The sequence below is a fragment of the Actinoplanes sp. NPDC051346 genome, assembly GCF_040682215.1.
Taxonomy (GTDB): Bacteria; Actinomycetota; Actinomycetes; order Mycobacteriales; family Micromonosporaceae; genus Actinoplanes.
Genome location: NZ_JBFBAJ010000002.1, coordinates 88654 through 102669 on the forward strand (window position 1 = coordinate 88654; position 14016 = coordinate 102669).

Sequence of the window (14016 nt, forward strand, 5' to 3'; positions counted from 1 at the left end):
AATCATGGCACGGTGTCCGTTCCGGGGCTGTACACCTCCCGGTCGAGCAGGTGCAGCGGGGCGGCGCCCACGCCCGCCGCGTCGAGGGCGTCCCAGTAGGCGGCGGCGACGTCCGCGTCCACCGGCCCGCACACCAGCGGCAACCCGGGTGTCGTCGCGTGCAGCAGCGACTCCAGCTGACAGGACGCCACCGTGTCCGGCAGACCTGGGCGGGCGGCGGCTGGCAGGCCGGCGGCGATCACCCGTTCGACCGGGCCGCAGTGCAGGAGCCCGCCGCCCACCACCAGCACGTCGCGCCGGTCGCGCATCCGGGCCAGCGCCCGTGCGGTGTCGAAGCAGTGCGGGAACGAGTCGTCCACCACGACGGTGCCCGCTCGCAGGCGATCGACGTCCAGCGTGCCGGGACCGCCGCTGGTCGCCGCCACGATGACGTCCGCCCGGTACACCGCCTCCGGTGCCGCCGGGTCGGCCGTGACTATCTCGATCGGGCCGGCGTAGCCGTCGGCCCGCAGGTCCGCGGCCAGCTCCGCGAGCCGGGCGGCGGTGGCCGGAAGGTCGCACAGCAGCAGCCCGGCGGGCGCCTGCCCGGCGCGGGCGAGCAGCAGCCGCAGCGACGTGGCGCCGATGGAGCCGACTCCGACGACGGCGAGCACGCTGTCGGCCAGCGGACGGCCGCCGGCCTCTGCCGCGGCGAGCGTCGTGCGGACCACCGAGGCGGCGGTCACCGCGTGGCCCGTGGTCACCCGGGCCGCCGAGTCGACCCGCCGCGCGACGGCTGCGCCGTACCCGGTGAGGGCCGGGATCATCCCGGCCAGCGACACGCTGCGGGCGCCGTGGGCACAGGCGAGGTCGACCGCGGCGGCGCTGTGCGCGGCGAGGTCCGCGTCGGTCAGCTCGTCGGCGAACCGGGGCAGGCACACGAATCCCGACCGGCCGAGCGGCGTCACGGCGGTTTCCAACAGCCGCGGGCCACCGTCGGGGAAGAGCGCCGCCCGGACAGCCTCCCGGTCCAGGTCGGGCAGCGCGCGGCGTACCCCCTCGGGAAGGTTTCCCGCCAGGGCCGCGAGGTGCGCCGGGGCCGGAAGGTAACCCACGAGCGCGGCATCCAGCCGATCGGTCGCCGGCGCCGCCGCTTCCAGTCGCGACCGCAGTTCGGCGGCGAGCCGGTCGAGGGCCTCCGGTGCGACGCGGCCGCGCAACGTCAGGCGCAGGCCGCCGTCGACCGGGCGGACCGCCAGCAGCACCTCGGTGCCGGGCGGCACGGCGAGTTCGGCGTCGACGTCGTCCCAGGACAGCCGCAGGGTGTCGCCCCGCAGCGGCCCCAACGCGTCGAAGTCCAGATAGGTGAAGAAGAACCGCCACCCGCGCGGGGCCGTGAAGGTGTGGGCCCGGGCCTCCCGCACGGCGGCTGCCGTAGTTAGCAGGTCGTCGCCGGGCTCCGCGGTGCCCGTCCGGACGGCGACCGCCGTCGCGCACGGACCGAAGACCCGACCCAGGTCGGGCAGCGCGTGGTCGCGGCCGGTCACCGCGACACCCACCACCGGATCCGCCCGGCCGGTCGCGAGCAGACTGCGACCGTACGCGACGAGCACCGGAACGAACGGCGTCACGCCGGCCGCCGCGGCCTGGCGCCGCAGCCCGGCCGCCGCGGCCGCCGGGAGCGTGAAGCCGGTCGCCGCCACCGCACCGAAGGAATTTCCGTCGTTCTCCACGGGTACGGGGGTGAGCCGCTCCAGCAACGCCACATAGTCGCGGAAGGTCGACCGCAGCGGCGGCAGGGCGTCGGCGCCCCGGTCGTACGCCGCCAGCAACTCGCGGGCCAGCAACGCGACGCTGTATCCGTCCCCGACCAGGTGGTGGGCGTGCAGGATCAGCACGTGCTCCCGCTCGGTGACCCGCAGCAGCCGCAGCCGCACCAGAGGCCACCGCGCCGGATCGAACCGGTGGTCGCGTTCCGCGTCCAGTTCGGCCGCGAGCGGGCCCGGTGCGGCGTCGTAGCCGACGACCAGCCGGGAGGACGGCGGCAGCTCCCGCTGCGTCGGCGGCCGCGCGTCGGGGCGGAACACCGTCCGCAGCATCGGATGCCGCGCGACGAGCGCGTCGACGGCCCGTTGGAAGCGCTCCAGGTCGAGCGGCCCGTGCAGCCGTGGCGCGGCCAGCCAGGTCGACGGGGCGCCGACGGCGTCGGCGAGCAGGAAGCCGCGCTGACCGGAAGTCAACGGAAACTCCGCGTCGACCGTTGTTCCCGGCGCCGCGGGCTCGGCGCGTGTCGCGTCGATGACGGCCGCCAGCGCGGCCAGCGTGCGGTGCCGGTAGATCACCGTCGGACGGGGAAGCACCGGCAGCCGCCGCTCGAGTTCGGCGAACAGCTCGAGGACGCCGATCGAGTCTCCACCGAGGGCGAAGAAGTCGTCGTCGCGCCCGACCTCCGGCACGCCGAGCAGCCCCGGCCACACCTCGGCCAGCACCCGTTCGGTCCGGGTGACCGGCGGTGCGGCGGGTCGGTGCTCCGCGGCGCCCGGCGCCAGCAGCGCCCGGTCGACCTTGCCGGTCGCGGTGAGCGGCAACGCCGCCACGACCTCGACGCGGGCCGGCACCAGATAGGACGGCAGCAGACCTTCGAGGTACGCGCGCAGCTCCGCCCCGCCCGGCCGGAGGCCTCCTCGCGGCTGGACCCACGCGAACATCCGCCCGCCGTCGACGCGTACGGCGCAGCGGTCGACGGTGGGATGCCTGCGCAGCACGGCCTCCACCTCGCCCGGCTCCACCCGGTGCCCGTGCAGTTTCACCTGGTCGTCCACGCGCCCCCGGAACCACAGCACGCCGGCTTTGTCGCGGTGGGCGCGGTCGCCGCTGCGATACCACCGCATCCCGTCGCGCTCCACGAACGCCGCCGCGGTCTGCTCCGGATCGTCGAGGTAGCCGGCGGCGACGCCGACGCCGCCGAGGTAGAGCTCTCCCACCTCGCCGGGTCCGCATTCGCGGCCGTCCGGGCCGATCACCTCGGCCAGGGCTCCGGCGATCGGCCGCCCGATCGGCAGCCGCACCTCGTCGTCGCCGGGACGCCGGTCGATCACGTGAGCGGTGGCGTTGATCGTCGTCTCGGTGGGGCCGTACAGGTTGGACAGGCGCGCGCCGGGCCCGACCAGGTCGAACCAGCGACGGACGTGGGCGGCGGACAACTCCTCGCCGCCGACGTGCACCCAGCGCAGCGCCAGATCCGGCCGCCGGCTGCGTTTCTCGGCCGCGCCGAGCAGCCGCTCCCACAGCGTCGGCACCGAACTCCACACGGTGATCCGGTCGCGTTCCACCCGGTTCAGCAACTCGTCGGGGTCGCGGACGGTGTCCCGGTCCCAGGCGACGACGGTCGCGCCGACCAGCAGCGGCGCGAGCAGCTGACGCACCGAGGCGTCGAAGCAGATCGACGCGGTCTGCGCCAGCCGGTCGCCGGCGGAGTAGCCGAACGTCTCCACGGCCCAGTCGAGGTAGTGGGCCATCGCCGCGTGGTGGACCACGACGCCCTTGGGCCGCCCCGTCGAACCGGACGTGAAGATGACGTAGGCGTCGTCGTCGGGCCCGGTGGTCACCGCCGGCGGTTCGGCGTCCACGCCGTCGCCCGTCTCGATCAGGGTGAGGTCGCCGAGGGCGGCGGCCGCGTCGCGGGTGCCGTCGTCATGCACGACCACGTCCACCCCGGCACGGGTGAGCTGGTCGATCAGCCGGGCCGGCGGGTGCGAGGCGTCCAGCGGCACCCACGCCGCCCCGGCCCTGCCGATGGCGACGACCCCGACGACCGTGTCGGCGCCGGGCCCGGTGAGCAGGCCGATCCGACGTGCCCCGGTCGCCGCCAGCCGAGCGGCGAGCCGGTCGGAGGCGACGTCGAGCTCGCCGTAGCTCAGCGCGACGCCGTCGGTGAGCACGGCGGTCGCCTCGGGGGTGCGACGGCACTGCTGGCGGATCCGTTCGGCCACCGGCAGTGGCCCCGCCACGTCACCGGCCAGCTCGCCGAGCTCCGCGAGATAGTCGGCGGCGAACCGCCGCACACTGGCCGGCTCGAACAGCGAGGTGGGGTAGTTCCACGAGAAGTGCAGCGCGCCGTGCGCGTCGAAGCACACCAGGCCCAGCCGGGTCGCGGCCGACGCGGTGCCGGCGGTGGTCGCCACCACGGGGTGAGCGGCGGCGCCGGTGCCGGGGAAGCGGGCGAAGCTGAAACTCGCCGGGCTCGCGGTGCGCGGCCCGGCGCCGCTCGCGGCCAGCATGCGGGCGAGGTCCACGGTGGAGACCGAACCGTGCCGCTCACTGACCAGCCACGCGTCGCGCAGTCGCCCGGCGAGCGCGACCGCCGGCTCGTCGGCGCGCACGTCGGCGAGGACCGGAAGGGTGTCGGCGAACGGGCCGACCATCCGCTCCACCGCCGCCAGCCGGGCGGTGCGGCCGGCGCGGGCGACCGCGACCGGCACGGCGGCCTGGCCGCTCCACCGGGACAGGCACCGCACATAACCGGCCAGAAGCAGGTGAAACAGCGAGAGGCTCCCGGCCCGGGCCCGCGCGGTCAGCCGCGCGCTCAGTGCCGGGTCGGCCGACACCTGGTGCATCGCGTACGGCGGCGCCGGCTCGCCGTCGGGGTCACCGTCGAACGGCAGAGCCAGCCCGGGGTACGCCGCGAGCGCCTCCCGCCAGTACGCGAGATCCGCCGAGGCCGGCGCCGACCGCGCTGCCTCATGGTCGGCGAAGGTCGCGGCGGGCGGCGGCGACAGGTCCCGCGCGGCATAATGCGTCCACAGCTCGTCGCCGAGGATCGCGAGGCTGTATCCGTCGACGGCGGCGTGGTGCGCGACCACCAGCAGGTGCGCCACCTCCGGTCGGGCGACGGCCAGCACCGCCCGGATCGGCGCCTCCCGGGTCAGGTCGAAGGTCCGGTTCCGCAGGGCGACGTCGAGCGCCTCCACCGGCCCGTCGAGCTCGGTCACGGTGAACCACGCGGGCCGGCCGGGGTCGGGCGCGGTGAATCGCTGCCCCTCGGGGCCGAACCGCACCCGCAGCATGGGGTGGCGCCGCGCCAACTCCGCGAAGGCCCGCGCCAGCCGGTCCGGGTCGACCGGTCCGGCCACGGTCTGCCGCACGGCCGCGTAGGCGGGCACGCGGGGATAGAGCCGGCCGGTCGTGGCGAAGGCGCGCTGCACCGGACCGAGCGGGAAATCCGTCGCACCCGCCAGGTGCCGGGCGATGTCGCCGATCGCGCGGTGCTCGAAGAAGAGCGTGGTCGAGCACGTGCGGCCGAGCCGGGACTCCAGCTTCTTGACCAGGTCGACGGCGGTAAGGGAGTCGAGCCCGAGGGCGAGGAACGGCTCGTCGACGCCGATCGTCGCCGGTTCCCGCCCGAGTGGGCCGCCCAACAGCTCCCGCACGATCGTCACCACCTCGTCGTAGCCGACCCCGGCCGCGGGCGGATGCTCGGGGACGACGGCCGGGCTCTCGGAAGGCACCGGTGCGTAGTGGCTCGCCTCGACCGACCGGCGGGGCACGGTGACCAGCACCTGCGGGGCGCCGACGGCGGCGGCCGCCCACAGGGTCGCGGGCAGGTGGTCGAGGGACAGCGTGCCCTCGTCGCCCGCACCATCTCTCCCGCCTCCGAAGCCGTGAACCGTGGCGAGCCCGCCGCCGGTCAGCACCGGCAGGTTCACCGCCACGAACCGCAACCCGGTCCGGGCCGCCCGCTCCGCTGTCGCGAACGCGTCGAGATAGGCGTTGCCGGCCACGTAGCCGCCGACCGCACCGGCGAGGCCGGGCCGCACGGACGAGACCGACGACAACGCCAGGAACAGCGGGTTCTGCGCCCGTACCGCCTCGGCGAGCAGGTGCGTGCCACGGACCTTGGCCGCCAGGTCCGCCGCCAGGTCGGCCGGGGTCTTGGTCCGTAGGCCGCCCGGCCGCACGACGCCGGCCGCGTGCACCACGACGTCGAACTCCCGCCCGGCGACCAGTGCGGCCACGTCCGCCTCGACCGACACGTCGGCGCGGCGGTATTCCACCGACGCGCCCAGCGCCCTCAGCTCGTCGAGCAGCGCGGCGGGTGCCGCCGACCGCCCGGCGAGCAGCAGGTGTGGGCTCCCACGGCGGGCCAGGTCCCGGGCGATCGCGGTGCCCGCGGCGCCGGCGCCGCCGACGATCAGGTACCGGCCGTCCGGCGGCAGGTCCACCGGCCCGGACGGTGTGGCGTCGACGAACCGGCGGATGAGCCGCCGGCCCGCCCGCCACGCGACGACCCGCGCGGGCCCGGGCGCCGGCGGGTCGGCCGACTCGCGGGCGACGGCCTCGCTCCGGAGCTCCTCGGAGTCCAGGGAGGACAGGTCGACGACGCGGACGCCGAGACCGGGGTTCTCGTCCGCCAGTGCCATCGCCAGCCCGGCCCAGACGGCGTGGGCCGGGTCGGGTCGTTCGGTGCCCGTACCGGTGGCGTGAAGGTCCTCGGTGACGACGAGGAGATGACCTGTTCGCGGGGCGTCGGCCAACGCGGTCGCGGCCGGGTCGGCGCCCTCGGCCCGCAGGACCCGCACCGGTGCGGGCGTGCCGTCCGGCTCCGGCGCCGGCACCCAGCGGGGCGTCGACAGCGTGGGAGACACGTCGGTCACCCAGTACCGCCGCCGTTGGAACGGGTACGTCGGCACCTCCACCCGCCGGGTGCCGGCGTCGAGCAGCGCGCGGTCCAGCGGGGCGCCGCGCTGCCACAGGTCACCGGCCGTCGTGAGCAGGGCCCGGGCGTCGCCGCCGGCCGGCCGTACCGTCGCGTCCGCGATCGTCGACGCCAGCGCGACGCTGGCGCCCACCTCGACGAAGGTGTCGAAACCGGCTGCCCGCAGCCGGTCCACCGCGACCCCGAAGCGCACCGGCCGCACCGCGTGGTCCGCCAGATAGGCCGCGTCGAGGGCCGGGCTCCACTCGCCCGTCACCGTGCTGAGCAGCGGCACCTCCGCGGGCAGCACGGCCGGGGCGAGGCGGCCCAGCGAGGCGGCCACCGGTGCCATCGTGGGGGAGTGGAAGGCGTGCGAGACGGCGAGCCGGCGGCCGGCGACGCCGCGGGCGGCCAGCCGCCGCATCGCCTCCTCGACCGCCTCGACCGGCCCGGCCAGCACCACCTGGTGAGGGCCGTTGTCCGCCGCGAGAACCACCCCGGCGTCCAGGACTTCCGCCACGGCGTCGGCGGTGGCCGCCACCGCGACCATCGCGCCCGGCGGGGCCAGCGTGGCGGTCAGCCGGCCCCGAACGGCGGCCAGCCGCACCGCGTCGACCGCGGTGAGCATCCCGGCGGTCACGGCGGCGGCCAGCTCGCCGACGCTGTGCCCGGCGACCGCCTCCGGGCGGATGCCGTAGGCGCGCAACTGAGCCGCCTGCGCGGCACCGAAGGCGACCACCAGCGGCTGGGTGACCTCGGTGCGGGCGAGGTCGCCGGCCGGCACCGACGCGTCGACGCACCACTCGAGAAGGGTGCGGCCGGCGATCGGCCCGACCGCCGCCGACACCTCGTCGAGGACCGCGCGGAACCGCGGCGCGGACGCGTACAGCGCGGCGCCCTGACCCGGACGCTGGGTGCCCTGCCCGCCGAAGAGGAACGCCACCCTCGGGCGTCCCGCGCTCGGGCCGCCGGCCACGGCCGTCAGCCGTTCGGCGAGGTCGCCGTCGGCGACCAGCGCGGCCCGGTACGGCCCGTCGTCCCGGGCGGTCGAAGCGGCCGCGCACACGTCCGCCTCGCGCGAACCGGGATGGGCCCGCAGGTGCCGGGCGAGGTCGTCGGCCACGACCCGCAACGCCGCCGCGGAACGGGCCGACAACGTCAGCAGGTGCGGCCCGGGTTTCGGGGCCGGCGCCGCGGCGTCCCCCACGGGGTTCGGCGGCGCGGCCAGGATCGCGTGCGCGTTGGTGCCCCCGAAGCCGAACCCGTTGATCCCCACGACACCGGTGCCGCCCCACGGCCGCCGCGAGGTCACCACCTCGAACCCGGCCCGGGCCAGATCGAACCGCGGCGACGGGCGGTCGTGGTGTAGCGACGGCGGCAGCTCGCGGTGCCGCAGGGCGAGGATCACCTTCACCAGGCTCGGCAGGCCGGCCGCGTGGAGCAGATGACCGATGTTGGTCTTCACCGAGCCGAGCAACCGGGTCCGGCCACCCGGCAGGGGCGCGAACGCGTACGCCAACGACTGCGCCTCGACGGGGTCGCCCACCGCGGTCCCGGTCCCGTGCGCCTCCACGTAGGACACCTCGGCCGGATCCACGCCGCAGTCCCGGTACGCCCGCGCGATCACCTCCCGCTGCAGCAGCGGGTTCGGTGCCATCAGGCTCAGCGAGCGGCCGTCGTTGTTGACGGCCGTACCGCGCACCACCGCCAGGACGCGCTCGCCGTCCGCGTCGCCGAGCCGGGTGAGCACCAGCGCCGCGCCGCCCTCGCCGGGCACGAAGCCGTCGGCGTCCGCGGCGAACGCCCGGCACCGCCCGGTCGGCGACAGCGCCCGCGCCTCACCGAGCAGCCGCTCACCGGTCGGCGTCATGAGGTTGACCCCGCCGACGACCGCGACGTCGCAGTCGCCCGCCGCGAGGCTGAGGCGGGCCAGGTGCAGCGCGACCAGCGCCGACGAGCAGGCCGTGTCCACCGCGAGCGCCGGACCACGCAGGTCGAGCAGGTGTGCCACCCGGGCGGGCAGGAGGCCGCGCATCGTGCCGGTCATCGCGTGCGGCCCGCTCGCACCGCTCGCGGCCACCAGTTCGGCGTATCCGCTCTCACCGACGGCCGCGAACACGCCGATCCGGCGGCCGTGGCGGCGCGGCCCGGCAAGCCCGGCGCGTTCCAGCGCCTCGTGCGCGAGCTCCAGGAAGACGCGCGCGTGCGGGTCGAGGAAGCGTGCCTCCGCCTCGTCGATGCCGAAGAACTCGGCGTCGAACAGCGCCGGGTCTTCGAGGAAGGCGCCGTGGCCGCCGTCCCACCGGGTCACCCGGGCGACGCTGTCCCGGCCGTCGACCAGGTTCCGCCAGAACTCCTCGGGGGTGTCGGCGTCCGGGAAACGACACGCCATCCCGATGACCGCCAGCCCGGTGTCCGGACCGGAGCGCGGTGCGGGACGGTCGGTCGGGGTGGCCCCGACGGCCCGGGCCGTCGGGGCGGCCAGCAGCCGGTCGGTCAGGTCCCGGACCGTGGCACAGTCCCGCAGCAGCACCGGATCGAGCGTGCGCCCGAGAATGTCCTCCAGCGCGGCGAGCACCTCCATGGCCGCCAGCGACGAGCCACCGATCGCGAGGAACCGGTCGGCCGGTCCGATCCTCTCCTCGGGAACGCGCAGGACGCGCGACCACACCTCGCGTACGGTCCGTTCCAGGTCGGCGCGGCTCTGAGGGGCCCGACCCGGAGCGGCGACCGGACCCGGCGGCGACCCGGCCGGCACGACGACGTCGTCCTCGATGCGATCCCGCAGGGACTGACGGCGCAGCTTCCCGCTGGTCGTGCGCGCGAACGCCCCGTTCGGCACCACCCGCACCTCGACACCGTCGTAGCCAAGCGCCTCGGCGACCCGGGCACGCACCCGTTCGCCCGCCTCCGGAACCGCTCGCACGGACGGCGCCGCCAGGAACACCACGACCCGTTCCCGGCCGCTCACCCGGTCGGTGGCACCCACTACGGCCACCGGTCCCGGCCCGAGCCCCGGCGTCGCCGTGGCCACCTCTTCGAGATCGCTGGCGTGGAAGGTGCGCCCGTGGACGAACACCACGTCCTTCTCCCGGCCGGTGACGCAGAGCCGGCCCGCCCGCAGAAATCCGGTGTCGCCGGTCCGCAGCCAGCCGTCGACCAGCGCGGCGGCGCTCGCGGCCGGGTCGAGGTGGTAGCCGCGGGTGACGTTGGCGCCGCTGACCTGGATGTGGCCGACGAGGCCGTCCTCGACCGGCCGGTCGTCGGAGTCGACGATGCGGATCCGGCAGCCCGGCACCGGATGGCCGACATCCATCAGTTCCACGGCGGGCGTGCCGGCACCCGCCTCGACCGCGACACCGCGGGCCAGCGCCGCCCGGCTCAGCCGGATCGGGCGGGCCAGCTCACCCACCGGCGAGAAGGCGACCGCCACGGTCGCCTCGGCCAGCCCGTACACGGGTCGCAGGGCTCGGGGGTCGAGTCGGGCCCGCGCCAGCTTGGCGGTGAACGCCCGCCACACCGCCGGCGAGATCGGTTCGGCGCCCACCATCATCATCCGTACGCCGCTCAGGTCGATCCCGTCGAGCGTCTCGTCGGCCACCCGCCGCGCGGTCAGGGCAAGGGCGAAGTTGGCGGCCGACAGGACCGTGGCCTGGTGCTTCGCCGCGATGCGCAGCCAGCTCTCGGGTCGCTTCGCGAATGTCAGCGGGCTGATCCGCACCTGTCGGCAGCGGCGGTGCAGCGGCACGAGGTGGGTGCCGATCAACCCCATGTCATGGAAGTAGGGCATCCAGGTCACCACGACGTCGTCGGCGCTCAGGGCACTGGCCAGCGCCGCCTGTTCGAGGTTGGTCACCAGGTTGCCGTGGGTCAGCTCCACCCCCTTCGGCGTCGCGGTGCTGCCGGAGGAGAACTGCAGCATGGCCAGATCGTCGGAGGCGACCGGGGCCGGCTCGGCGAGCGGCGTCGACCGACGCAGAACCGACCCGGAGAGGAACCGGGCGCCGTCGAGGACGGGGTCTCCGGCGAGCGGCGCGTCACCGAGAAGCGTCGCGACGGCGGCCAGGCGGGCCGGTTCCGGCGGCAACGGCACGGGTACGACCCCAGCCAGCACCGCGCCCCAGAACAGCGGCAGGAACTCGGCGCTGTTCTCGGCCACCACGAGCAGCGGGTCGCCGGCGGCCAGTCCCGCCCGGCGCAGTCCGCCCGCGATCCGCAGCGAGTCGGCGTACAACTCGGCGTAGGTCGTGAGGCGTTCACCGCCGGAGTCGTCGACGTGCACCACGCCCCGGTCCGGTGCGTGGGTCGCGGCCCGGACCAGCACGTCGGTCAGCGTCATGAACACTCCTGGGAGTCCGGCGGGTCAGGACACGGCGAGCGACACGGTAGCCCCCACGGGATATCGAAGTACGCTGCGGGGATGACGGTGCCGCATCTGCACCAGCGCTATCCCTCGATCGTGGGACGTCTGGAGTTCCGGCGTCTCGGCACCGCCCCGACACCGGTCCGGCCGGCCACCGACCTGCCCGGCGTCTGGGTCAAGGACGACGGCGGATACGGCACGCTGTACGGCGGCAACAAGGTCCGCAAGCTGGAGTGGACGCTGGCGGACCTGCTGCGGCGGGGCCGTCGCACGGTGGTGACCGCCGGCGGCACGGGCAGCCATCACGCCGTCGCGGTGGCCCGCTATGCCACCGACGCCGGCCTGCGGGTGGCGGTCGTCGCCCTGGAGCAGCCGCATGACGACCACGTCGAGCGCCAGGCCGCCGCCGTGCGCGCGACCGGTGCCACCGTACGCCGGGTGGGCAGCGTGCCGGCCGGTTACCTCGCGGCCGGCCTGCTGCTCGCCCGCGCGGCCGTCACCGGCGGGCGCCCGGGTCTGCTGCCGATCGGGGGATCGAGTCCGCGTGGCTGTCTGGGCTATGTGGAGGCCGCCTTCGAACTCGCCGCCCAGGTCGCCGCCGGTGCGCTCCCGGCGCCGCGGCAGGTGGTCGTGCCGGTCGGCTCGGGCGGCACCGCCGCCGGGCTGGTCCTCGGTCTGGGCCTGGCCGGCCTGCCGACCCGGGTCGTCGGTGTGCTGGTCAACGACCAGACCCCGATGGGCGAGCCGCAGGTGCGCCGCCTCGCGGAGGCGACCGCCCGGCTGCTGCGCCGCAGCGGCGCCCCGCTGCCCGATCCGGCCCCGATGGCGCCACTGACCGTCCGCGCCGACTGGCTCGGCCCGGGCTACGGCCACCCGACGGACGCGTCGCTGACCGCGGCACCCTGGCTCGCCGCCCACGCCGGCGTCCGCATGGAACCCGTCTACACCGCCAAGGCAGCCGCCGCCCTGCGTGACCTGAACGAGGCGGAGGTGGATGACGGCCCGCTGCTCTACTGGCACACCGCCGACGAGCGCTCGTGAGGCTGGGCGGTCGTCGCCGCCGTGAGCGCGTGCTGAATGCCGTGTAGCAGTTCCGCCGTGGTGAACGGCTTGACGATCAGGGGATGGCCGTGGTCGTGGATGCGTTCCATGTTCAGGTGTTCCTCGGCGTAGCCGGTCATGAACAGCACCGGCAGCCGGGGATGGAGCCGGCGTAGCCGGTCGGCGAGTTCGATGCCGGACGTCTCGGGCATGATGACGTCGGTCAGCACCAGGTCGCACGGCTGCCGCGCCAGCAGCTCCAGCGCGGCGCCGGCCCGGGAGGCCGTGACGGCGGTGTAGCCGTTGCGTTCGAGCATCTGGGCCGCCAGTTGCCGCACGCCGTCGTCGTCCTCGACCACGAGGATGCGTTCGCCGTGCCCGGGTTCCGGCGTCTCGCGCGCGATGTCGTCGGTGTCCGAGGCCCGCTCGGCGAGGGGAAGCAGGATCCGCATCGTCGTGCCGACGCCCACCTCCGAGTACACCTTGATGCTGCCTCCGGCCTCGGTGACGACGCCGTACACGGTGGCCATTCCCAGGCCGGTGCCGTGGTCCTTGGCCTTCGTGGTGAAGAAAGGCTCGAAGATGCGCTCGACGACCTCGGGGCTCATGCCGGTGCCGGTGTCGATGACCCGCAGTTGGGCGTAGCGACCGGGCGGCAGGGTGGTCGTGGCCTCGACGAGCTCCGCGGCCAGCTCGACCGGTCGCGCCTCGATGGTCAACTTTCCGCCGTCGGGCATCGCGTCGCGGGCGTTGACGACGAGGTTGAGCAGGATCTGGTCGACGCGGCCCCGGTTGGCGAGGACGACCAGGGCTTCGTCGGCGGGACGGCTCACCAGCTCGATGTGCTCGCCGAGGGAGCGGGCCAGCAGGTTGCGGGCGTCGGTGACGACCTCGTTGAGGTCGATCTCGTCGGTCCGGGCCGGCTCGGACCGGGCGAAGAGCAGGAGCTGGCCGGTCAGCTGCCGGGCCTGGTCGGCGGCGGCGCTGATCCGGCTCAGGTCGTCACGTGCCTGGTCGTCGCTGACCCGCTCCGCCACGAACTCGGCGTAGTTGAGGATGATCGCCAGCAGGTTGTTGAAGTCGTGCGCGACCCCGCCGGCGAGGTGTCCCAAGCTTTCCAGGCGCTCGGCCCGCGCCGAACGTTCCCGCATCGACTGCCGTTGCCGCTCGGCCTCCTTCTCGGCGGTGACGTCCCGCTCGATGGCCGACACGGCCACCACCTTCCCGTCGGGCTCATGAACCGGCGATACGGTCACGGAGACGTCTATGAGTGTGCCGTCCCGCCGGATCCGCTGCGTTTCGACCCGCCAGACGCGTTTGCCGGCCCGTACCCGCTCCAGGACGTCCGCCAGATTCGGCAGCCGTTCCGGAGGGATGATCATGGAGACGTGGCGTCCGATCGCGTCGGCCTGGCAGTAGCCGTACATCTGCTCGGCGGCCGCGTTCCACGCGGTGATGACGCCGTCCAACGATGACACCATGACGGCGTCGCCGGAGGTCTCCACGACCGAGGCCAGCAACGCCTGGCTCTGCGCACCCCGCCGCGCGCGGCGTTCCAGCAGTTGGCGACGGTGTGCCATGGCCATGCTGAGGGCCGTCACCCCCACGATCACCATCAGCCGCACGAGCTGGTTCGGGGTGAACGCCAAGCCGTGGATGGAGGAGACCACCGTCGCCGTCGTGAGCGCGTACCCACCGACGGCCGCAACCGCGCGCGGGCCGGCGGAGACCGCGGCCAGGCAGGGAGCTATGGCGGTGGCGCCGAACAGCAGCATCCGCGGCATCAGCACGTCGATGACGATGACGGCGTTGACCAGCAGGATGGGGATGATCAATGTGACCACCGACGGCGCGACTCTGGTCGCCGTGCTCCTCGGCGTACGGATGAGACTCGACCACATGGCGCTCGCCCCGCTTACCGCCGCCGACGCCACTCGCC

The 14016-nt window shown here is 75.1% G+C and carries 3 protein-coding genes; 1 reads left to right on the top strand and 2 read right to left on the bottom strand.

The annotated features are described in order from the left end of the window. Nucleotides 1-2 precede the first annotated feature (2 nt). Nucleotides 3-11012: an amino acid adenylation domain-containing protein gene (locus tag AB0M36_RS04875; RefSeq protein WP_364152527.1), complete on the bottom strand. Its 11010-nt coding sequence runs from the start codon at nt 11010-11012 to the stop codon at nt 3-5. An 81-nt stretch (nt 11013-11093) separates the two neighbouring features. Here AB0M36_RS04875 and AB0M36_RS04880 point away from each other — a divergent pair, with 81 nt between their 5' ends. Next, nucleotides 11094-12077 carry a pyridoxal-phosphate dependent enzyme gene (locus AB0M36_RS04880; RefSeq protein ID WP_364152530.1) on the top strand — a complete coding sequence of 328 codons (984 nt, stop codon included), beginning with the start codon at nt 11094-11096 and terminating at the stop codon, nt 12075-12077. Here the strand turns inward: AB0M36_RS04880 and AB0M36_RS04885 are convergent. Next, nucleotides 12047-13921, bottom strand: coding sequence for a PAS domain S-box protein (locus tag AB0M36_RS04885; protein WP_364152533.1), 1875 nt, complete (start codon nt 13919-13921; stop codon nt 12047-12049). The genes AB0M36_RS04880 and AB0M36_RS04885 overlap by 31 nt on opposite strands. Between the last annotated feature and the right edge of the window lie 95 nt (nt 13922-14016).